We start from the raw sequence: 21,203 nt of genomic DNA, 5'->3' as shown, positions 1-21,203 counted from the left end.
GAGCGCGACAACAAGAATCACCACAACAGCGGGGGCGGCCTGGATGCATTCCAGCCGCCCCCGTCATTTATCCTTGAGAGGGGGTGGAAAAGTAAAGCTATTCGTCCTGCCCGGGCAGGTCGCTCTCGAGCGGGCAGTTGATGAGATACACCCTGTCGCGGGCACGCGTGATGGCCGTGTAGAGCCAGCGGTAGAAGCTGAGCGTGGCGAAGGCGTCGGGCATGATGCTGCCCATGTCGACAAACACGTTGCGCCACTGCCCACCCTGCGCCTTGTGGCAAGTCACGGCATAGGCATACTTCACCTGCAGCGCATTGAAGTAGGGATCTTTCTTCATCTCGCGGTAACGCGAGCGCTTGTCGCCGCTATACTGGGCCAGCACGCCCTGATACAGGGACTCGCTCTGTGCCGGCGTGAGACCCGGAGTGTCGCTCACCAGGCAGTCGACAATGATTTTAGCGTCCATCTCCAGGTCGCCGTGGTCAGGAAACTGCACGGTGACGTTGGCAAAGTCGAGCCCGTAGCGGCGCTCGATGTCGCCCCACACGCGTGTCACCCTCACCACGTCGCCATTGGCGATGAAATCCATCTGCTCATAGTCGGCCGCCCAATAGTAGTTGTTTTTCGACACCAGCAGCATGTCGCCACTCACGAGCTCCTCCTCGCGGTAGAGCAAACTGTTGCGTATGCCCAAGTTGAACATCGTGGCTCGCTTGTTGCTGCGCGTGACCACGATAGTCTCGTTCATGCCATCGCGGTCGTAGCAGTCGCCTATGGTCTCGAGCAGAAACTCGCCCGTGATGGCATCGATGTCGGGGAAACGCTTCAGCTCCAGCCTGGGCGCACACAGCACCCCGCTCTCCATCACCTGGCGCAGAATGGTAGCGTTGTACAATATGCCCGACTGGGCCGCCTGCCGGGCAATGGCCTTGAGATGCAGGTTGTAGACCGTGAGCCCGTAGCCCTGCAGCACCTTGGCATTGAGCGCAGGGCTCTCGCTCTGCCCCACAGGAGGCAGCTGGGCCGCATCGCCCATGAGCACCAGCCGGCAGCCACGCCCGTTGTACACATAGTGCATCAAGTCGTCGAGTAGCCGCCCCGTGCCAAATATCGAGCCCTCGCCCGCGCTGTTGCTTATCATCGAGGCCTCGTCGACCACATAGAGCGTGTCGGTCTGCTTGTTCTCGGCCAGCCCGAAGCCAGCCTCCAGGTAGCCCGCCTGCCGGTAGATGCGCCGGTGTATGGTGTAGGCCGTGTGCCCCGAGTACTCGGCAAACACCTTGGCCGCACGCCCGGTGGGAGCCAAGAGCACCGTCTTGATGCCGCGCAGGCTCAAGGCCTTGACAATGCCGCCCACCATCGAGGTCTTGCCCGTGCCGGCATAGCCGTTGAGCACAAACACCGCCCGCTCGCCACCGTAGAACAAGAAGTGGGCCATCGCCGCAACGAGCGTGAGTTGCTCCTGGTTGGGCTCATAGGGCAGCTGCTGCATCACCTCGGTGCCAAACTGCGCAACCAGCCGGTCGCGGCTGTCGACAGGCTCAGGCGTGCTATTGTGTGTGTTAGCCAAATCCATCACACAAAATTAATCATAAATTTCGCCATATTCAAGGAAAATTCATTACCTTTGCACGCGCAACGGCAGCAAGCCCCCGTTGCAGGCACAACAACGGTGCCCATTTTGGAGTGATGCTCGAGTGGCTGAAGAGGCACGCCTGGAAAGCGTGTAAGCGTCAAAAGCGCTTCGGGAGTTCGAATCTCCCTCACTCCGCTCCCTTTCACAGCCCCGGTGCGCGACCGCGCCCCGGGGCTGCAGTTTCCGCCCATTTCCACCCATTTTTTACACTAAAACTCTGCACAAGGCTGGGTTAGCCGTGTTGTGGCTGGCGGCATGTGCTCTATATGATCTCCTTGTCGATGTTGATGACGAGGGTGGCTCGAGTGCCGTTCTTTTTCTTCACCTCGATGGTGGTGCTACCCTTGAGCCCGAGCCCCTTGCGCTGCTCCTCCCACGTGATGCCGTTCACGGGGCGGCCGTTGATCGAGATGATCGTGTCGCCTATCTCGAAACCGGCTTTCTCGGCGATGCCGCCGGCATAGAGGCTGCTCACAATCCACCCCTGGGCGATGTCGGTGCGGTCGACATAGCCCATCTGCATGCGCGAGCTGTGCTGATAGGAGCTGTCGGCAACGCTGTTGCGGCGGGCGTAAAGAGCCTTGCCCGTGGCATCGATGATGAGGTCGTAGTGGCACAAGATATCGTTGCCTATCAAGCCCAGATAGGGACGACGCGACAATGCGCCCTGGGTGCTGCGCGAGGCCGACACAACCACGTTGCGCAGCTGGTCGAGAAACTTGAACGACGCGGTTCTGAAGTCGACGGTGGTGCCGCTGCCCCCCACTCCCAAGTTGGAAAAGTAGCACTCGGCCTGGGGCTTGCCGCTCAAGTCGAGTTTTTTTCTGGTCTCATTGGTGAGCACCACCGTGCCGCCACACCCCAGGTCGAGCAGGAAATCGCCTTTCAGGCGCTGCAGCGAGTCGACGTCGAGCTCACACTCCACATAGATCCTGTTGTTCTCGAGGCGGGCCGGCAGCCGGGTGTAGCCCTCGAGCGCCGAGGGCGCGAGGCTGTCGAGCTGGAGCAGGTAGCCAGAGGTATAGTTCACCATCAAGGGCTTGCCCAGCACGGCATTGTTGCCTATCATGCCATCGGCATAGCGGCCCAGAATCTCACGCAGCTCAATGATGGGCGTGATGGTCTCGCGATAGTCCACACTGCCCATTTTCAGCCGCAGCGGGTCGATGACAATCGGTATGGTCTTGGCACCGCTGTTGCCGGCACCGCCCATCTGGGCCTTGCCCTTGCGCAGCGGCAGCTTGCCCAGCGGCGAGAGGCGCATGTAGTCCTTGTCGAGATACAGGCGGTCGGCACCGGTGTCGTAGATGAGCGACACTGGGATGGTGTCGGCCACCGTAGCCTGAATGTAGAGGTGAGAATCGAGGATAAAGGGGATTGCCCTGGCGGGAACCTTGGCCATGGCGCCCAGCGCAGTTGCCACCAGGCCTGCCACCAGGAGTGTGAGTCTTGTTTTCATAATCAAGTCAAGTTTTAGCCTGAATAATGTAACAAAAAAACTGCATTTCTTGTGCAATTCAAGAAAAAGTATTAATTTTAAAGTACTAAAAATCAAATCAATACATACAGCTTCTATGTACAAAGATACAACAAACAATTCAATTGAGCAACATAAAAAAAACATTATTTTCTTTGGCAGAACCCGTTTTTTGCAAGAAGGCCTACTCTCCCTTTTCTGTCGAGTTGCGCTTTATTTCGCGGCTGAGTGTTGATTGACTGCACCCCACTATCGAGGCGATAACTTTTCTCGGAGTCCTTCTTTGCAGTAAGGCGAAAATTTGCAACCTTTGCTGCGAGGTTAATTGACAATACATATTGCAATACAAAGTTGGTTAATCTCGGGGAGACTTCGGTCTCTTTTTTTGTATTGCTGGTTGAAAGTTACATTTTGCGCGACTTAATAACGGATTGGGGCTGGGGGCATGTGAAGCCCCATCCCCAATCCGCCATTAAGTCTCGAACGACAACAAACTAATTTTTTCAAGCGCCCATTCCCCCTATAGAGTCTACCTCACTATCTTCTGAAATTGAAGTGCAAACTCAGGCACATATCATGGCATCACTGTGGAAGTCCTTATTCTCATTGTGAAAGACATAACCTAACTGGTTGCTCAAGCACAGTGTCTTACCTATTCTCTTATTGATATTGCGATGACTATGACCATAAATCCAGTAGTCTATACCACTATTTTCTATATAGTCGGCCAATTCAACGGTAAAGGATCCTCTTATTGCGCTGCCCGCAAAATCAGGAGAGCTCAGCTGATAAGATGGTACATGATGGGTTACAACAACTTCCTTTCTTGCTTTACTCTGGTTGACAGCATCCTTAATGAATTGCAAACAGCGCTCGTGTTCGATATTAAAATTCTGATAACTGAGGAGCTCTCTGTTATAAAGAATGCGATGAAAGTCAGATACACTGCACTCTGTCATAAAAGCATTCTTTTGATCTATATGTGACCAAAGCGTAGATACGATAATATCTATGTCATCAATGTTGATCACTTTATTGTAATAATAGTGGACATTAGAGCGGATGGCAAATTCTGTTCCATCTCTCAAAGTGGCAATATCATAATACCTGTAAAATTCATGATTGCCAAGACACACGATCACTTGCTCGAAGTTCTGAGATGCCCAGTCCCAGAAAGGGTGAGTGTAGAAGTTCTCATCACCCAAATAACCAGTATCGCCGGCCAGAATAAGTATATCTCCTACAGGCTGTAGAGAATTGGATTTTATAAATTGAGCGTTTTCCGCAAATTCAAGATGAAGGTCCGATGCGTATTGTATTTTAAGCATGGATGAAGGATTTTCTTAGTTGAGAAAGTATTTCTTCGGGATTTAGTCCGGGTAGTCCCGCTGCCTTGAAGAAGTCATCATTGGGAAGGTCTTCTTCTGCAAGATAGCAAAACTTCTCGACATCTTCAGAAAGCTGCTTGGGTAAATCATAATGGTTCTCGGGGGTTAGCATGGCAGCCAGACGAAACACATCCTTTTTATGCTTCAAAATATTACGACTGTCAACATGCTCACCATTCTGCTTCTGCCTTGTTAAATCGACAAAGGCCTTACTTTTCAGACATATAAGACTCTCTATATCAGCTATGTGGACACCATCCATAAGAGTGCTGTGCTGAATCGTAAAATTGTAATAGTCGTCATCCATAAGTATAGCCGACAAGCTGGAAAGATCCTCGTCTGTAGGTATGGGCGTAATTGCAGCATCCTCAGGGAAGTCAAGTAGTCCGAGATTGCGGGAGAAAAGTTCTATCTGCATTGGATAACCAGAAGTCTGTGGCCTCATGAATCGATAGTATTCATGACGTACGCTACCTATGCCCCCCGCTCCTTTCTCCCTCTGCTGATATTGACCTTGCTTGACAAATGACCAAAAACGTTCGATAAAATTATGTGACAGAGCTTCGATATTCAATATAATGTCTATGTCCTTGGTCGCTCTTGGAACTTGCGCATACTGCTCCTCGTGAAATTCACAGGCCGTACCACCGATAATGATATAGTTGTTTTCAAACCCCTTGAAGTAATCTCTGAATATATCTATTCCTCTGACCATTTTATATGTTCTATTAAGCTGTCTAATTCTATTTTAATTCGCTCATCGTTGTTACCTCTTAACGACAGGTAGAGTGAAAGAGGGTCAACGACTTTATTTGTAGACAATAATTCTGGTGAATACCGCCATATCTCCAATTTTGTAGTACCGAAACTTTCATCCGTAGCGATGTTTGTTTCCCGTAAATATTTACGTGTAACAGCAAAACTATTTGTATCCTCTCTGTTTATCATAGTGTACTCCGACAGTGCATTAATGCCACATTCCAATAATCCTATCGGCTTATCATCCGTATATAAAGTTTTCTCTATTGGAGTGGCAAGGTAGTCCTTGGATTTTTCCCATAGCCCCTTGCCAGAGGCAATAAAGTTGATTTTCTTTTCTCTATTATTTGTCAGATTAACTAAGCCATTGCCCTCCATCCATCTTACAGCTCTGTTTACTGTAGCATAGGATGTCATGAACATCTTGGCAAGTTCTTTCATAGTCATGCCATTAAGATCCCCCTTTTCCATATGCCATAATAACAGGACTTGAGTTATAGTAGGTGCTGCATCTTTTATATCAGCATTATTAATCTTTGGCTTCTTCAAGTCGATCATCATAGAGGGAAGGAACATCTGCTTGCCTGGTACAATAAAATCAACTTTATTTGCTATCAGGCGACGGATGTTGTATGATGGTTCATCAGAACAGACTAATATGACAGGAGAAGACAGTCGGTCGGATATTACTCGCAATACCTTAGCAGCCTTAGCCGGTGTGTATGCTTTGTTCTTGTCTATTGCCAGGACAACATCATTTCCCAGTAATTTCACGAAATACAATAGAAAGGCATGACTGAATGCTATAGGTAGCTTGTGGACAGCTTCCTCAGGAAGCTGCCCTAAGTTATCAACCGCTATACCTAAATTCTGAAGATATTCCATGGTTGTCAAGATGTAATCATTATTTTTGCTCATAATCACACATCAATGATTTTGTGCAAAGATAAAGATTATATATTAAATATCAAAACTTTATGGCAATGAATTTACTTTTAAGAGCAAATTTAATAACAAAAGTTCACCACCTCTGTAATAACGATAAAAGTCATTCATACTCCAACCGTCCGGTTATCACCAACAGCTTCGTTTGTATAGAAACGAGGCACTGTCTTAATACAGTATGAATTATTCAGGTTTGGGACGCGAGGTGCCGTGAGTGAGAAAGAAAATGGGGGAAGTGTTGCGGGAGTAAGGAAAATTATTTGTAAATTCGCATTTTGGTTTGGGTCTCGGGCTGGCTGTGTGCAGCCCAGGGGCCGAGGCCGGAAAGAAAAACTGCACATTTTTACAACACAACAAGAAGAAGATGAAAAACGTAATCAAGGCTGCTCTTGTGCTGGCTGTTGTGGCCATGGCTGCAAGCTGCAGCAATCAGGACAAGGAAGACTATCCCTACTCGACGCGATACCTGCCCGTCGTGCTCCAGGGCTCGACGCGGTGGAGCATTCTCGACATCGAGACCGGCGAGGTGGTGGCCAAGGATGCCTTCAAGCAGGCACCGTCGGCCATCGTCGACGACATGTTCTATGTGCCCGGCGACAAGGGCGGCATCTACTACTACAGCATGAGCGACCCAAAGCACCCGGTGAACAAGGAGCCCTATGCCAGCGGCACCGAGTTTTCGACCGACGGCCTGGCCGTGGCCAGCCGCAAGGGCGGCAACCTGCAGGTCATCGACAAGACGTGCAAGACGGTGGCCGACCTGGGCGACAGCATTGTGCAATGCTCGATGTTTGACCGCGGCCTGGCCGTGGCCGGCAACGCGCAGGGCAAGCAGGGCTTTGTCGACAAGCAGGGCAAGGTGGCGATACCCATGCAATATGACCAGGTGGCGCCATTCCAGTACTGCGACCACACCGTGGCGATGAACCAGCAGGACACGGCCTATGTCGACTTCAGCTTTATCGACCGCACGGGCAAGGAGACCTTCTCGAGCAACAGCACCATGTACAAGCCCGGTCCTGTGTTTAAGCGCGACGTGCTCAAGGTGCAGAAGCGCGACACGCTGGTGTGCCTCAACCCCGAGGGCAAGGAGGTGCCCGACCCGGCTCAGGTGCCCGACAAGATACTCAAGAGCTATGACGCAGCCAAGGCCGTGGGCAAGAGCTATATCGTGATCAAGGACGGCCTGGCCGGTCTGGTCGACCACAGCGGGCAGCAGCTGCTGCCCCTCAAGTATGCCGACCTGCGCGACATAGCCAGCAACCGCCTGCTGGCCGCCAAGAAGGGTGACAACTATTACAGGCTCGTCGACGACCAGGGCAAACCCGTGGGCAAGGCCAAGATTGTGCACGTCAATGGCACGCCGGGCACCAATGCCGTGATAGGCAAGGTAGACCCGGCCAATGTGGCGGCCCGCCTGATGATGCCCATCGACGAGCGTGGATATGCCGGCATTGCCAAGGGGGCCGACGTGGCCACCTTCTACCAGATGCTCGACGGGGTGCACCCCGAGCAGTACAACGGCAACAACGTGCTTGTGACCCAGATGGGCAACGTGGTCTTCGACGGGCCCATCGTGAGCAAGGTGGCCGGCGGCTACAGCTTCAACCTCAAGACCCCCGTGCAGGCTGTGATGGCCACTGCCGACGTGAGCATCTACCCCAACGACACCGAGCAGCAGGTTGTCGACATCATGGCGCAGAACATGGGCAAGGCCGGCTTTGTCGAGACTGGCGGCAACGTCTTTGCCAGCGCTACGGGCACGGCTGTGGCCATAGGCTATGCCAAGGGCACCATCATGGTCGTGTACTACATGGACAAGGCCAAGGCACGCCCCATTGCCAACGAGCCTCGCTGACGAAAGTGAAAAAGTTGAAAAAATTACAATATTTAACAAGGCACAGTGTCAAATAGCTTTAATAATTGTAAAAAATAATTCCGAACATGCACGTTTGCACTAAAAAAGTGCAACAATGGGCATTTTGGAACCTTTTTACTTGACTATTTGGCAAATAATTACTTACTTTGCACCACCAAAAAAACAGGAAACAAATCACAAATAACACATTAAATTAAAATTATTATGTCTGAAATCGCAAAAAGAGTAACAGCTATCATCGTTGACAAGCTTGGCGTCAGCGAGTCGGAAGTAACACCAGAAGCAACATTCCAACAGGACCTGGGCGCCGATTCACTCGACACCGTGGAGCTGATCATGGAATTTGAGAAGGAGTTCGGCATCCAGATTCCCGACGAGAAGGCCGAGACCATTCAAACTGTGGGCGACGCCATCAAGTATATCGAGGCTGCAAAGGCAGAATAAACTTTTAATTTCCGATATCACCATAACATGGAATTAAAGAGAGTAGTGGTAACAGGTCTTGGAGCCATCACCCCACTGGGCAACGATGTGGAAACCACATGGAAAAACGCCCTGGCAGGAGTGAGCGGTGCAGGACCTATCACCCATTTCGACACAACCCTGTTCAAGACCAAGTTTGCCTGCGAGGTGAAGGGTTTTAAGGCCGAGGACTATGTACCGGCCGGCGACCGCCACGCGCTGCGCGACTTCAAGAAGTTTGACCTCTACACCCAGTATGCCATGGCAGCAGCCAAGCAGGCAGTGGAAGACGCCGGGCTCTTGAGCGACGACAAGCTTGACCGCGACCAGGTGGGCGTCATCTTCGGCTCGGGTATCGGAGGCATCCACACCTTTGAGCAAGAGGTGAGCTACTATGCCAAGAATGAGGCAAACGGCCCCAAGTACAGCCCGTTCTTGATTCCGGCCATGATTGCCGACATGGCAGCAGGCCGCATCTCGATCGAGTATGGCTTCCGCGGCCCCAACTACGGTGTCGTATCGGCATGTGCCACCTCGACCAACGCCATGATCGACGCGTTCACCTATGTGCGCACGGGCAAGGCCCCGGTCATCGTCACCGGCGGCTCGGAGGCCCCCATTTGCCCTGTGGGCGTGGGCGGCTTCAACTCGATGAAGGCCCTGTCGACGCGCAACGACAGCCCCGAGACAGCATCGCGCCCGTTCAGCGCCTCGCGCGACGGCTTCGTGATAGGCGAGGGCGGTGTGTGCCTCATCTTTGAGGAGCTTGAGCACGCGCTTGCACGCGGTGCCAAGATCTATGGCGAGGTGATAGGCGGCGGCATGAGCGCCGATGCCTACCACATCACAGCCAGCCACCCCGAGGGACTGGGCGCCAAGCTGGTGATGGAGCGTGCCATCGAGGACGCCGGCATCACCCCCGACGATGTGGACTACATCAACGTGCACGGCACGTCGACCCACGTGGGCGACTTGAGCGAGGCCAAGGCCATCAAGGACCTCTTTGGCGACCATGCCTATGCGCTCAACATCAGCTCCACCAAGTCGATGACCGGCCACATGCTGGGCGCCACCGGCGCAGTCGAGGCTCTGTTCAGCATCAAGGCCTGCCAGGAGGACATCGTGCCCCCCACCATCAACCACGAGGAGGGCGACAACGACCCCGACATCGACTACAAGCTCAACTTCACCTTCAACAAGGCACAGAAGCGCACTGTCAACGTTGCATTGTCCAACACCTTCGGCTTCGGCGGTCACAACGCCAGCATCATCGTGAAGAAGTACAAGAGTTAAACGTAACTGTGTCGACACACAACGGTGTTTAACAAAATCATATCACTCGTAAAGCTCCTTTTCTCCAAGGATAAGGAGCTTTACGTTTTTATACATGGCATCACAGGCTTCTACCCGCGCAACATCGCACTCTACAAGCTGGCCTTCGTGCACCGCTCCATGCCCGTGAAGACGGCAAGCGGCAAGTGGGTGAACAACGAGCGGCTCGAGTATCTGGGCGACGCCGTGCTCGACCTGGTGGTGGCAGCCTACCTCTACGACAAGTATCCCGAGCAGCACGAGGGATTCCTCACCTCGACCCGGGCCAAGATAGTGCAGCGCGAGAGTCTGAACCGCATAGGGCGCGTTTTTCACCTCGAGTCGCATGTGAAGGCCTCGGCCCACTCGTCGTCGCACAACAGCTATATCAGCGGCAACGCCGTCGAGGCCCTTGTGGGCGCCATCTATCTCGACCGCGGCTACAAAGTGGCCCAGCGCTTCATATGCCGCAAGATTATCGACGAGAACATCAAACTTGAAGACCTTGTCAATACCGAGAAAAATTTCAAGTCGCGACTCATCGAGTGGACGCAAAAGTACCACGTGAGCATCGAGTTTGAGCTTATCGACACCTACAGCGACGCCGACAACAACCCCATTTTCAAAACAGCCATTCTGCTGGGCGGCATCTTTGCCGCCGATGCCACAGGCTACAGCAAGAAAGAATCGCACCAGGGGGCCTCTAAGAAGGCGCTCGACCGCGTGGCCAGCGACACACTCTTCCGCGAGCAGGTGCTCTCGACAGCACCCACGACCGACGGCTTCAACCAGTAGCCACGCCGCCAGCCGTGTGTCATGCAGCATGAGTCAAAAGCACAATGCATGTGGCAGCTTCTCCCCTGCCTCTCCCGCAGCGAGAACACACAGATCGGGCCGCCCCACTGGGGAGCGGCCCGACCGATCTTGGTGTGTCTTTCACGAAAGGTATATGGAAAATGAAGTTGCTGTGTAAAACTTCCCCGTCATGAGAAAGAGCTGCAGCGGCAGACTGCCTGCCGCTGCAACACAAGAGCGGGGCTAAAACTCCTCGTCGGCATGGCTCACAGCACCCACGATGTGCAAGTCGTGCTCCTTGATGAATTTCAATATCAAGTCCTTCTCCTTACAAGGCTCGATGTCGGCCTCGATGCGCTTCACGGCGTTGAACACCGTGGTCGAGCACTCATAGACGTGACGGTAGCACTTGGCCACGTCATCGATAGCATCCTCGCTGATGCCCACATAGCGCATGGTGACGGCATTGATGCCCACATATTGCGCGGGGTTGTGAGCCATGACCACATAGGGGGGCACATTGCCGCTGATGCGGCATCCGCCCTTGACCATGGCAAAGCGCCCCACCTCGCTGCCGGCGTGCAGCATCGCGCCCGACGACAAGATGACATAGCTGTGCACCCGGCTGCGGCCTGCGATTTGCACGCCGTTGCCTATCACGCACTTGCTGCTGAGCTGGGCATCGTGGCTGATGTGCACCTCGGCCATGATGAAGCAATCGTTGCCCACGCGGGTACCGCCGGTGCTCTGGCTGCCACGATTGATGATGGAGCCCTCACGAATGATGCAGTTGTCGCCTATGTAGCAGAACGACGGCTCGCCGTGCCAGTGGAAATCTTGCGGCTCGGCGGCGATGATCGAGCCGTTGTAGATTTTAGTATTCTTGCCAATGCGGGCACCGTTGAGGATGCTCACAAAGGGATAAATGGTGCACCCGTCACCAATCTCGGTATTCTTGCTGATGAAAGCAAATGGGTGTATCGTGACATCTTTCCCGATTTTGGCATCGGGGTCGACGTGCGCTAACTGACTAATCATACCCATAGTATATCATTTTTTTGTTTAAATGGGGCGGCCTGCCGCCGCTGGTGTGGCGGCAGGCCGGCAACGTCGTCAACGGCCTCCGCCAAGGGCTTGGTAGAGGGTGATGACGCCCAGGTTTTCGTTAAGTTTCACATTCTCGAGAGAAATCTGTGCTGCGAGCAGCGACTGCTGTGCGCTGATCACATCAAGATAGGTAGTGGTGTAGAGACTCAACAGGTCTTTGTTGTAGCTCACAGCCTTGGCCAGAGCGGCCTCTTGCTGCTCGACGTTGGCCTGCTGAGTGCGATAGGCCTGAATGTTGGCCAGGGCGTTCGACACGTCGGCGCTGGCACTCAATATCGAGTATTGGAAGTTGTTGAGTGCCTGCTCCTGGCGGGCCTTGGCAGCCTTGAGGGTAGCCATGTTCTGCCCCTTGTCGAAGAGGGGCGCCACGAGCGAGCCAGCCAGGTTCACAAGCCACTTGGCAGGGTCGATGACACTGCTGCCCATGAGGGTGCCATAGGCGCCGGTGGCAGTGATCGACAGTTGCGGGTAGAAGTTGGCCCGGGCAATGTTGGTGGCATAGTAGGCCTGGGCGAAGTTTTCCTCGCTCTCGCGCACGTCGGGGCGGGCAGCCAGGTAGGTGATGGGCACGCCGCCGGTGAACTGTGCCGGCAGGGCAAGCTCAGAACCCTGGTTGACGGGCCACTGCTGCGGCTTCTCGTTCATGAGCAGCGAGAGCGTGTTGTTGAGCTGTGCGATGCTGAGCTCGATATTGGGGATGGTGCCCAGGATGCTCTGGTATTGAGCCTCGCTCTGCACCACGGCCACCTCGGTGTAGCCGGCGCGGGCGCTCTCCTTCATGTCCTTCATCGTCTTGTTGGTCTCCTTGGCCAGCTGGGCATTCTCGTTGTAGATTTTCAACTGGTTGTTGAGCGACACCAGGTTGTAGTAGCAGGTAGCCACGCTGGCGATGAGCTGCGACTGCACGGCCTGGTTGTAGTATTGCGCATAGCGCACTGCGCTCTCGGCGCTGCGCTTGTTGTTGGTGATTTGGCCGTAGATGTCGGTTTGCCAACTCAGGGTGAGCGGGAGCTGCCAGCCCCAGTCCATGCTGTTGTCGCCCAGTTTCACGCCAGCGCCATTGGGCGAGAAGGTGAGGCTGGGCAGGTAGGACAACTTGGCGCCTTGCAGCCTGGCCTCGGCAATGTCGACGTTGAGCTTGGTATTCTTGAGGCTGGTGTTGTTGGCCAGCGCGCGCTCGATGTAGCTCTGCAGCAACGGGTCGGTGAACACCTGTCGCCAGCCCAGGTTGCCCAGCGAGGTGCTGTCTTGCGGAGCGTCTTTCACCCGGGCATACTCGTCGATGATGGGCACATCGGTAGGAGTGGTGTACTCCTTGTACATTTTGCAGCCGCCCATCATGGTGGCCAGGGCCACCATGACGACTGCTAAGGATATATATTTACGTTTCATCATTACTGTTCTTCGTCTTCGTCTTTATTGTAAGTAATTTTATCGGGCGTGTACTGCCTTATCTCACGCTCAATCTCAGAGTTGTCCTTGTCCTTCCAGCGCAAGGGCTTGATCTTCTCTTGCGCGCTTTGGAAGATGACAAACAAGGTGGGGACGATGAGCACCTGCAGAATTGTGCCGATGAGCATGCCGCCCACAGCGCCGGTGCCCAGCGAGCGGTTGCCGTTGGCGCCCACGCCGTTGGCAAGCATGAGGGGCAACAGACCGATGATCATGGCCAGCGAGGTCATCAAGATAGGACGCAAGCGGGCTTGTGCACCTGCCACGGCCGACCCCACGATGCTCATGCCGGTGCGACGGCGCTCGAGCGAGAACTGGATGATGAGGATGGCGTTCTTGGCAAGCAGACCGATAAGCATGATGAGCGAAATCTTGAGGTAGATGTTGTTTTCAACCCCAAAGATGTTGGCAAACACAAAGGAGCCAAACAATCCCATTGGAACCGAGAGAATCACGGCCAGAGGCAGAATGTAGCTCTCGTAGAGGGCGCTCAGGATGAGGTACACAAAGAGCAAGCACAGGATGAAGATGGTGGTCGTGGAGTTGGTCGACTTGGCCTCCTCACGCGACAGGCCCGAGTACTCGTAGCCGTAGCCAGTGGGCAGCACCTTGCTGGCCACTTCCTCCACCACCTTCAGGGCCTGGCCCGAAGAGTAGCCCTGGTTGACCGTACCGGTGACCTCGATGTTGGAATACATGTTGAAGCGTGAGAGCGACTGCGGAGCATAGACGCGGCTGAGCGACACGAAGTCGGTGATGGGCGTCATGCCCGTGGCGGTGCGCACCTTGATCTGGTTGAGCGTCTCGGGGCTGACACGAGCAGCCGGGTCGGCCTGCAACATCACTCGGTAGATCTTGCCGAAGCGGTTGAAGTTGGACACATACATGCCGCCGTAGTAGCCCTGCAGTGTCGCGAGCACACCCGACGTGCCCAGACCGGCGCGGGCAGCCTTGGCCTCGTCGACGTTGACCATGTATTGCGGGTAAGAGGGGTTGAAGGCCGAGTAGGCCATTTGCACCTCGGGATGCTTCATGAGCTCGGCGCAGAACTGCTGCTCGATCTGGAACAGCTTGTTGATGTCGCCGCCCGTCTTGTCTTGCAGCTCGACAGTGAAACCGCTCGATGCGCCGTAACCTGCCACCATGGGCGGTGCGAAGATCATGACTGTACCATCCTTGACGGCCATACCCGTCTGCATGTAGAGGGTCTTGATGATCTCGTCGCTGCGGCGTTCACGCTCGTCCCAAGGCTTGAGCTTGACGATGCACGTGGCCTGGTTGTTGCCCTGGTCGCCCAGCAGCGAGTAGCCCTGCACCGTCATGCGGCTGTCGACCTCGGGCAACTGGCCCACAATCTTGTCGACAGCGTCGGCCACGGCGATGGTGCGGTCCTGGCCGCTTGCCGGGGGCAGCGACATCGATATCATGACGGTACCCGTGTCCTCATTGGGCACAAAACCAGTCGAGGTAGTATTCATCAAGAAGATGAGCACGGCAATCACCACAGCCACAATGCCCAGAGCCAGCCACTTGGTGCGAATGAAGAATTGCACGCAACGGCGATACACGCCCAGCAGCTTGTCGTAGTTCTTGTTGAAACCGTCGTGAAAACGGCTCACCAGCGATGGGCGGCGCGAGCGCTTGGGCTTGCCGTCCTCGTCGAGCTCATCGTCTTCTTTCTTGTGAGGCTTGAGGAACACTGCGCACAAGGCCGGCGACAGCGTCAAGGCATTGATGGCCGAGATGCCGATAGCAAAGGCCATAGTGAGACCAAACTGCTTGTAGAAGGTGCCCTCAACTCCAGGCATGAACGACACGGGGATAAACACCAGCATCATGACCAGGGTGATGGAGATGATGGCCGAGCCTATCTCGGCCATGGCATCGATAGCGGCCTGGCGGGCACTGTGATAGCCCTCGTCGAGCTTGGCGTGCACCGCCTCGACCACCACAATGGCATCGTCGACCACGATAGCAATGGCCAGCACCAGTGCCGAGAGGGTGAGCAGGTTGATGGAGAAGTCGAGCAGGTAGAGCAAGGCGAACGTACCGATCAGGGCCACCGGGATAGCAATGGCGGGGATGATGGTGGAGCGCAAGTCTTGCAGGAAGATATACACCACCAGGAACACGAGGATGAAGGCCTCGATGAGCGTCTTCTCCACCTCGTGGATCGAGGCGCTGAGGAACACGTTGGTGTTCATAGGCACCACAAAGGTCATGCCCTTGGGCAGTTCTTTCTTCATCTGGTCCATCTTGGCCAGGATATTGTTGATCACGTCGAAGGCGTTGCTGCCAGCCGACTGCATGATCATCATGGAGCTTCCCGGGTGGCCGTTGGCCGTCGACTTGAAGCTGTACATCAAGCTACCGAGCTCGACCTTGGCCACGTCGGTGAGGTAGAGCACATTGTCGCCGTCGGTGCGCACCACGATGCTATCGAATTGCTGGGGCGTCGACAAGCGGCCCTTGTAGCGCAGGTCATACTCGAAGCTCTGGTGACCGTTCTCGCCGAAGCTGCCTGGGGCAGCCTCGATGTTCTGGTCGCTCAAGGCAGCAGTGATGTCGCTTGGCATGAGGTTGTACTGAGCCATTTTGTCGGGCTGCAGCCAGATGCGCATCGAGTAGTCGGAAGCCGTCTGGAAGGTCTCGCCCACACCGGTCACACGCTTGATTTCGGGCAGCACATTGATGCTCATGTAACCGTCGAGGAACTGCGACGAGTAGGTATCGGTGGTGTCGACCAGCGATATAGCCATGAGCATCGAGGTTTGGCTCTTTATGGTAGTCACACCCACGCGGGTCACCTCAGAGGGCAGCAGGCCCTGAGCCTGGCTCACGCGGTTTTGCACGTTGACGGCATCCATGTCGGGGTTGGTGCCAGGCTTGAAGGTGACAGTGATACTGGCCGAACCGGCGGCTGCGGTCGACGTCATGTAGTCCATGCCTTCCACACCGTTGATTTGCTCTTCAAGAGGCTCAATCACAGCGTTCATCACGGTCTGAGCATTGGCACCAGTATAGGTGGCATCCACCATGACCGTGGGAGGAGCGATGCTTGGATATTGCTCCAGCGGCAGGCTTGAGAGTCCGATTGCGCCCAGAATGACGATGAAAATCGAGATCACCGTTGAGAGCACAGGACGATTTATAAATAACTTTAGATTCATTACGCTTTATACTTTGTCGATATGTGTCTTGTATTGAGAGCTGTGTAAGTCACTATCTCTCGGTTTACTTCTTCTTGGCGCCGGCAGCCATGGCCTTCATGGCAGCTGAGGCCTGTGCCTTGGTGAGAATGGTGGTGCCTTCCTTCACCTGGGTGCCCACACCCTCGACCACAATCACGTCGCCCACGCTCAAGCCGCTGGTCACGGCATAGTTCTGGCCGTCGTTCTGGTCCATGACGGTGATGGCACGCGAGGTGGCCTTGCGGCCAGGTCCCACGACATACACATATTTCTGGTCTTGCACCTCATAGGTAGCCTTCTGCGGGATAATCAGGCAACGGCCAGTGGTGGCCGGGATGAGCACCGAGCCGGTAGAGCCGCTGCGCAGCATGCCGTTCACGTTGGGGAACAGGGCACGCACCTGGGCGCTGCCCGTGCTCTGGTCGAGCACACCGCTCACGGTCGAGACGCGGCCCACCTGGCCGTAGATTTCGCCATTGGAGAGCTTGAGCTTCACTTGCGGCAATTGCGAGATGGCGGCTTGCAGGCTCACGCTGCCGTTCTTGGTGAGGGCAAGCACCTGCTTCTCGTTGAAAGAGAAATAGGCATATACCTGGCTGTTGTCGCTTATGGTAGTGAGTGGTGTTCCGCTGGGGCTTGCGAGCGACCCCTCGCGGTTGGGAATCTCGCCCACCACGCCGTCGCAAGGTGCCACAACGCGCGAGTAGGACAGGTTTTTGCGGGCGTTGACCACCTGTTGCTGGGCCTGTGCCAGTGCTGCACGCGACTGGCCCACGGCCTGGCGTGCTGCATTGAGCTGCGACTGAGCCGACTTGAGGTTGAGGTCGGCCGTTTGATACTGATAGTTGCTGATGATGCCCTTGTCGAGCAGTTTCTTCTGGTTGGTAGCCGTGAGACGGGCGGTAGCCACGCTCGACTGGATAGTGGTCACTTGCGACTCGGCGCTGGCCACGGCGGCCTTGGCGCTGGCCACGCCAGCCTCGGCACTGCGCACGGCGGCCTGGTATTGCACGTCGTCGATCAGGAAGAGCAGCTGGCCCTTGGTCACACGCTGACCCTCGTCGACACACACCCGGGTGATGGTGCCCGAGATCATGGGCCGCACAGCAATATCCATCTTGCCCTTGATGGTGGCGGGATACTCGTTGTCCAGGCTCAGGTCGCCCGAGGTCACCGTGTAGGTGGCAACTGCTGCCGCATTCTGACCCTGCATGCCGGCCATGGGGTCGGTTTTCCCTTTGCAACCGGTCAAGAGTGCGATAGCACCAAGTGTCAACATTGCTTGCGACACTCTTTTTAACTTCATTTTCTCAAACATAATTTATCGATGTTATTATATTGTTAAATAATAGTTCTTATATACTTTCAGACCGTGGCTGCCAAGAAGTGCTCCCATGCAGTTCCTGAGCTGCACACATCACATTATTTGTCACGACTTTATCTTAGATTTTGTAATCGGCGGCAAAATTAGCAATATTAATTTTGGTAGGATTTATACAATTCTGACCTAATCTTGTCCAAATTACCATAAAACTGTAAAAATCATAGATAACTAAAGTCTCATTTGGTCAAAAAATGAAAAAACACCTGAGGAAAAACCGTGTGGCGATCTTTTTTTGACCACTGTGCCGGTGGTTCTTGCGGCAACCACTTTTCGCCCCCCCGGGGGCCAGCCGTCAGCGCCTGCCCCAGGGCATGGTCTCGATCTTGCCCATGAGGTCGACCACCTTGCCTGCGCGATTGAGCATGCGCCCCGACGGGTGCTTGGAGTCGCGCTCCAGCGGGGCTGGAAGCGAGGCGGCAATCAAGGCTGCCTCGTGCTTGGTCACATCGCCGCAATCCTTGTCGAAGCTGTGGCGGCAGGCTGCTTTCACGCCATAGATGCCGTCGCCCATCTCGATGCTGTTGAGGTAGACCTCCATGATGCGCTCCTTGCCCCATATATTCTCGATGAGCACTGTGAAATAGGCCTCAAAGCCCTTGCGCACCCAGCTGTGTCCCGGCCACAGAAACACGTTCTTGGCCGTCTGCTGGCTGATGGTGCTGGCGCCGCGCTCCCTGCCGCCGCGGCGGCTCTCGAGATAGGCGCGGGCAATCTCCTCGGTGTCGAAGCCGTGGTGCTCGAGAAAACGGTTGTCTTCGCTGGCCACGACAGCCTGGGGCAGGTTGTGCGACATTTGGCTCAGGGGCACCCACTGGTGGTCGATTTTGGGCGTGCGGCCGTCGGCAATCTGCTCCATGCAACGCAACACCATGAGCGGCGTGTAGTAGACTGGAATGTACTTGAACGCCACCACGGCCAGTATGGTCGAGGTGAAGAAGAAGATGAGCAGATAGGCCAACCAGCGTCCTACATGTCTAAAAATCATTTTCCTTTATACCTTATTTATCGCAAGCAAAGATACACAATAAATTTCAACTGTCATTGTTTTGCCGGGTGTAAAACGGCAATGTGTCGTCAAACGACTAAATTGCATCGGTCAAGCGGCGCATTGCCTCGACCAAATTGCTGCGCGGGGTGGCGCAGTTGAGGCGCATGTGGCCCTCGCCGCCGCGGCCAAACATGGCGCCGTCGTTGAGCGCCAGGTGCGCCTTGTCGACAAAGAGCGACACCAGCTGCTCGTGGCTCAAGCCCAGCGCGGTGCAATCGAGCCACACCAGATAGGAGGCCTGTGGCTTGACGGCGACGATGCCGTCGAGGTGCTGGCGGCAATAGGCGGCAACATAGTCGACATTGGCCTCGATGTAGTGCAGGCACTGTTCCAGCCAGGGCTCGCCACAGGTGTAGGCAGCCTCGGTGGCCAGCGTGGCCACCATGGTGGGCGAGTTGAGCTCGTTGGTGCCAAGCCAGTTGTAGAAGGGCTTGCGCAAGTCGGGGTTCTTGACCACGCACCACGACGACTCGAGCCCGGCGATATTGAACGTCTTGGTGGGCGCGCCCAGGGTGAGGGCCACCGCAGCGGCATCGTCGCTCACGGCGGCAAAGGCGGCATGCTTGTGCCCATAGAGCATGAGGTCGCTGTGTATCTCGTCGTCGAAGACGATGACGCCGTGCTTGCGGGCCAGGCTGGCCACCTGACGTAGCACGCTGGCAGGCCAGGCAATACCTATGGGATTGTGGGGGTTGCACAGCACCATCATGCGGGGTTCTTCTTGCTTGAAGATGCGTTCCAGGCCCTCCAGGTCCATCTCGTAGCAGCCGTTGCCGCGATTGAGCAGCGCGTTGTTGACCACGCGGCGGCCGTTGCCGGCGATGAGCCTCCTGAAGGGGTGGTATACAGGCTCTTGTATCACAACCTTGTCGCCCGGGCGGGTAAAGAAGTTCAAGGCCAGGCCGAAACCGGTGACAACGCCGGGGATGAAGGTGAGCTCGTCGCGGGTGAAGCCGAAGCCGTTGCGGCGTGCCTGCCAGTCGATGATCGACTGCCAGTAGCCTGGCGAAGGCACAGTGTAGCCATAGATGTGATTGCCCTCAATGCGACGGCTCAGGGCCTGGGTGATGGTCGGGCACACCTCAAAGTCCATGTCGGCTACCCACAAGGGCAGCAGGTCGCTGCGGCCAAATTCCTCTTGCAAGGCGTCGTGTTTCACAGTCGCCGTGCGGCTGCGGTCGACTATCTTGTCGAAATCGTAGTTCGTCGTCATATCTCATCACATTTTACTATAGCAAGACAAGGCCGAGCCATGCCTCACCGCGTTTCACAGCTTCTCGAGAATCCAGGCGCGGGGCACGAGCACGCGCATGTGCATGTACTCGTCGATGTGGGTCACAAAGGCCGCTGCCTGGCCCTTGTTGTCGTAGCCCTGGGCCACGACGCAATATTTCTTGTCTTTGGCAGTGTAGACGATATAGGAGTCGAAACCCTCCTTGGTGTGCAGACGGTCGCGGTAGCTGCGGGCGTTGATCACCTGGTCGAACATGGCCACCACGATGCTGTATTTCTTCACGTCGGTCGGCTTGCCGTCGACGATGTTGCAGAAGGAGCGCAGCAGGCGCACGCTGTCGCCGTTCACAACCTCGGTATAGGCCATGCGTGCAGCCTGCATGTGGGCATAGTTGTCCTCGCCCATGTTTTCGCGGGTCTTCTCCACAGCCTTGTCATAGGCCGCCTTATAGTTGGCCTCGGTGGTGTGGCAGCTCGCCAGACCCAGAATGGCGGCGAGCACTGCCAGCAATAAAACTATATTTTTCATCACACGTGTTATGATATTATGATAAAACAATGATGTATCGTTTCCAGAGTGAGCCAGGCGCCTGCGCCGCGCTCAGCCCAGTATCTCGCCCAGGGGGTGGTCGCGGTCGTCGGCCAGCTCTATCACCTGGCAGCCAGCGATGTTGCCGGCGTCGAGCTCAAGGGTGACAAGTGTGCGCACGCGCTGCCAGCCTTGCTTGCCGGCCGCGCCGGGATTGATGGTGAGCACGCCCAGCTGGCGGTCGGGGATGACCTTGAGAATGTGGCTGTGGCCGCACACAAAGATTTTGGGCCGCGAGAGCTCGAGGCGGCTCTTGATGCCTGGAGCGTAGCGGCCAGGGTAGCCGCCTATGTGGGTCATCACCACCTTCACGCCCTCGGTTTCAAATATTTCCAGCGCCTTGTAGTCGCGGCGCAGCAGGCCGCCGTCGGCATTGCCATACACGGCCCTGAACGTGGGCACGAGCTGAGCCAGGCGCAGGGCAACCTGCTCGTTGCCTATGTCGCCGGCGTGCCATATCTCGTCGCAGTCTTTAAAATGCTCGACATATCGAGGGTCCCAATAAGAGTGGGTGTCGCTTATGATTCCTATTTTTTTCATTGTTGTA

At 55.3% G+C, this 21,203-nt stretch carries 17 protein-coding genes, 1 tRNA gene and 1 pseudogene; 5 read left to right on the top strand and 14 right to left on the bottom strand.

What is annotated here, in order from left to right; genetic code table 11:
• Positions 1 to 97 precede the first annotated feature (97 nt).
• The gene (locus tag GF423_RS08480; RefSeq protein WP_154329021.1) at positions 98 to 1,492 is read right to left on the bottom strand and encodes an ATP-dependent DNA helicase; all 1,395 of its coding nucleotides are present in this window, start codon (positions 1,490 to 1,492) and stop codon (positions 98 to 100) included.
• A 191-nt stretch (positions 1,493 to 1,683) separates the two neighbouring features.
• Here GF423_RS08480 and GF423_RS08475 point away from each other — a divergent pair.
• Positions 1,684 to 1,771 (top strand) — tRNA-Ser (locus tag GF423_RS08475).
• A gap of 127 nt (positions 1,772 to 1,898) precedes the next feature.
• On the opposite strand, the gene GF423_RS08470 is transcribed toward GF423_RS08475, so the two are convergent.
• From GF423_RS08470 to GF423_RS08450, 5 genes and pseudogenes are all read right to left on the bottom strand, one after another.
• Positions 1,899 to 3,095, bottom strand: a complete 1,197-nt coding sequence (locus tag GF423_RS08470; protein WP_206113195.1) for a PDZ domain-containing protein — start codon at positions 3,093 to 3,095, stop codon at positions 1,899 to 1,901.
• A 208-nt stretch (positions 3,096 to 3,303) separates the two neighbouring features.
• Positions 3,304 to 3,450, bottom strand: a pseudogene (locus tag GF423_RS08465) (helix-turn-helix domain-containing protein); the annotation flags it as partial.
• Positions 3,451 to 3,676: 226 nt separating this feature from the next.
• Entirely contained in the window at positions 3,677 to 4,441 is a 765-nt protein-coding gene (locus GF423_RS08460; RefSeq protein WP_154327935.1) for a metallophosphoesterase, read from the bottom strand.
• Positions 4,434 to 5,216, bottom strand: coding sequence for a hypothetical protein (locus GF423_RS08455; protein WP_154327934.1), 783 nt, complete (start codon positions 5,214 to 5,216; stop codon positions 4,434 to 4,436). The genes GF423_RS08460 and GF423_RS08455 overlap by 8 nt, the downstream gene beginning before the upstream one ends.
• Positions 5,201 to 6,145 (bottom strand): helix-turn-helix domain-containing protein, encoded by a 945-nt coding sequence (locus GF423_RS08450; RefSeq protein ID WP_154538139.1) that lies wholly within the window; start codon positions 6,143 to 6,145, stop codon positions 5,201 to 5,203. The genes GF423_RS08455 and GF423_RS08450 overlap by 16 nt, the downstream gene beginning before the upstream one ends.
• Before the next feature lie 424 nt (positions 6,146 to 6,569).
• Between GF423_RS08450 and GF423_RS08445 the strand changes: the two genes are divergently transcribed.
• From GF423_RS08445 to rnc, 4 genes are all read left to right on the top strand, one after another.
• Positions 6,570 to 8,063 (top strand): WG repeat-containing protein, encoded by a 1,494-nt coding sequence (locus GF423_RS08445; RefSeq protein ID WP_154327932.1) that lies wholly within the window; start codon positions 6,570 to 6,572, stop codon positions 8,061 to 8,063.
• 225 nt (positions 8,064 to 8,288) lie between these two features.
• Positions 8,289 to 8,528 (top strand): acyl carrier protein, encoded by a 240-nt coding sequence (locus tag GF423_RS08440; RefSeq protein ID WP_154327931.1) that lies wholly within the window; start codon positions 8,289 to 8,291, stop codon positions 8,526 to 8,528.
• 27 nt (positions 8,529 to 8,555) lie between these two features.
• On the top strand, positions 8,556 to 9,839 hold the full coding sequence (gene fabF, locus GF423_RS08435; protein WP_154327930.1) for a beta-ketoacyl-ACP synthase II: 1,284 nt from the start codon (positions 8,556 to 8,558) through the stop codon (positions 9,837 to 9,839).
• 24 nt (positions 9,840 to 9,863) lie between these two features.
• Positions 9,864 to 10,652 (top strand): ribonuclease III, encoded by a 789-nt coding sequence (gene rnc, locus GF423_RS08430; RefSeq protein ID WP_206113194.1) that lies wholly within the window; start codon positions 9,864 to 9,866, stop codon positions 10,650 to 10,652.
• A 243-nt stretch (positions 10,653 to 10,895) separates the two neighbouring features.
• On the opposite strand, the gene lpxA is transcribed toward rnc, so the two are convergent.
• The 8 genes from lpxA to GF423_RS08390 form a co-directional block, all read right to left on the bottom strand.
• Positions 10,896 to 11,690: an acyl-ACP--UDP-N-acetylglucosamine O-acyltransferase gene (gene lpxA, locus GF423_RS08425; protein ID WP_206113193.1), complete on the bottom strand. Its 795-nt coding sequence runs from the start codon at positions 11,688 to 11,690 to the stop codon at positions 10,896 to 10,898.
• A gap of 75 nt (positions 11,691 to 11,765) precedes the next feature.
• Positions 11,766 to 13,154: a TolC family protein gene (locus GF423_RS08420; protein WP_154327927.1), complete on the bottom strand. Its 1,389-nt coding sequence runs from the start codon at positions 13,152 to 13,154 to the stop codon at positions 11,766 to 11,768.
• Positions 13,154 to 16,381 carry an efflux RND transporter permease subunit gene (locus GF423_RS08415; RefSeq protein ID WP_154327926.1) on the bottom strand — a complete coding sequence of 1,076 codons (3,228 nt, stop codon included), beginning with the start codon at positions 16,379 to 16,381 and terminating at the stop codon, positions 13,154 to 13,156. Before GF423_RS08415 ends, GF423_RS08420 begins: the two co-directional genes overlap by 1 nt.
• 64 nt (positions 16,382 to 16,445) lie before the next feature.
• Positions 16,446 to 17,708 carry an efflux RND transporter periplasmic adaptor subunit gene (locus GF423_RS08410; RefSeq protein WP_206113192.1) on the bottom strand — a complete coding sequence of 421 codons (1,263 nt, stop codon included), beginning with the start codon at positions 17,706 to 17,708 and terminating at the stop codon, positions 16,446 to 16,448.
• 370 nt (positions 17,709 to 18,078) lie between these two features.
• Positions 18,079 to 18,771: a monofunctional biosynthetic peptidoglycan transglycosylase gene (gene mtgA / locus GF423_RS08405; RefSeq protein WP_154327924.1), complete on the bottom strand. Its 693-nt coding sequence runs from the start codon at positions 18,769 to 18,771 to the stop codon at positions 18,079 to 18,081.
• Between the two features lie 97 nt (positions 18,772 to 18,868).
• Positions 18,869 to 20,047, bottom strand: coding sequence for a MalY/PatB family protein (locus GF423_RS08400; protein ID WP_154327923.1), 1,179 nt, complete (start codon positions 20,045 to 20,047; stop codon positions 18,869 to 18,871).
• 54 nt (positions 20,048 to 20,101) lie between these two features.
• Positions 20,102 to 20,596, bottom strand: a complete 495-nt coding sequence (locus GF423_RS08395; RefSeq protein WP_154327922.1) for an SPOR domain-containing protein — start codon at positions 20,594 to 20,596, stop codon at positions 20,102 to 20,104.
• Positions 20,597 to 20,668: 72 nt separating this feature from the next.
• Positions 20,669 to 21,196 (bottom strand): metallophosphoesterase family protein, encoded by a 528-nt coding sequence (locus GF423_RS08390; protein ID WP_154327921.1) that lies wholly within the window; start codon positions 21,194 to 21,196, stop codon positions 20,669 to 20,671.
• Positions 21,197 to 21,203: the final 7 nt, after the last annotated feature.

Origin of the sequence: Sodaliphilus pleomorphus (genome assembly GCF_009676955.1) — a bacterium.
Taxonomy (GTDB): domain Bacteria; phylum Bacteroidota; class Bacteroidia; order Bacteroidales; family Muribaculaceae; genus Sodaliphilus; species Sodaliphilus pleomorphus.
Note: the sequence above shows the minus strand (reverse complement) of the source record. Positions and strands in the feature narration are given on the sequence as shown.

Excerpts from the sequence above, each read along its gene's own strand:
- GF423_RS08440 (WP_154327931.1), top strand. The coding sequence starts at position 8,289 with ATGTCTGAAATCGCAAAAAGAGTAACAGCTATCATCGTTGACAAGCTT.
- GF423_RS08480 (WP_154329021.1), bottom strand. The coding sequence starts at position 1,492 with ATGCAGCAGCTGCCCTATGAGCCCAACCAGGAGCAACTCACGCTCGTT.
- GF423_RS08415 (WP_154327926.1), bottom strand. The coding sequence starts at position 16,381 with ATGAATCTAAAGTTATTTATAAATCGTCCTGTGCTCTCAACGGTGATC.
- GF423_RS08455 (WP_154327934.1), bottom strand. The coding sequence starts at position 5,216 with ATGGTCAGAGGAATAGATATATTCAGAGATTACTTCAAGGGGTTTGAA.
- GF423_RS08420 (WP_154327927.1), bottom strand. The coding sequence starts at position 13,154 with ATGATGAAACGTAAATATATATCCTTAGCAGTCGTCATGGTGGCCCTG.
- GF423_RS08395 (WP_154327922.1), bottom strand. The coding sequence starts at position 20,596 with ATGAAAAATATAGTTTTATTGCTGGCAGTGCTCGCCGCCATTCTGGGT.
- GF423_RS08445 (WP_154327932.1), top strand. The coding sequence starts at position 6,570 with ATGAAAAACGTAATCAAGGCTGCTCTTGTGCTGGCTGTTGTGGCCATG.
- fabF (WP_154327930.1), top strand. The coding sequence starts at position 8,556 with ATGGAATTAAAGAGAGTAGTGGTAACAGGTCTTGGAGCCATCACCCCA.
- lpxA (WP_206113193.1), bottom strand. The coding sequence starts at position 11,690 with ATGATTAGTCAGTTAGCGCACGTCGACCCCGATGCCAAAATCGGGAAA.
- GF423_RS08390 (WP_154327921.1), bottom strand. The coding sequence starts at position 21,196 with ATGAAAAAAATAGGAATCATAAGCGACACCCACTCTTATTGGGACCCT.
- GF423_RS08400 (WP_154327923.1), bottom strand. The coding sequence starts at position 20,047 with ATGACGACGAACTACGATTTCGACAAGATAGTCGACCGCAGCCGCACG.
- GF423_RS08460 (WP_154327935.1), bottom strand. The coding sequence starts at position 4,441 with ATGCTTAAAATACAATACGCATCGGACCTTCATCTTGAATTTGCGGAA.
- mtgA (WP_154327924.1), bottom strand. The coding sequence starts at position 18,771 with ATGATTTTTAGACATGTAGGACGCTGGTTGGCCTATCTGCTCATCTTC.
- GF423_RS08410 (WP_206113192.1), bottom strand. The coding sequence starts at position 17,708 with ATGAAGTTAAAAAGAGTGTCGCAAGCAATGTTGACACTTGGTGCTATC.
- GF423_RS08470 (WP_206113195.1), bottom strand. The coding sequence starts at position 3,095 with ATGAAAACAAGACTCACACTCCTGGTGGCAGGCCTGGTGGCAACTGCG.
- GF423_RS08450 (WP_154538139.1), bottom strand. The coding sequence starts at position 6,145 with ATGGAATATCTTCAGAATTTAGGTATAGCGGTTGATAACTTAGGGCAG.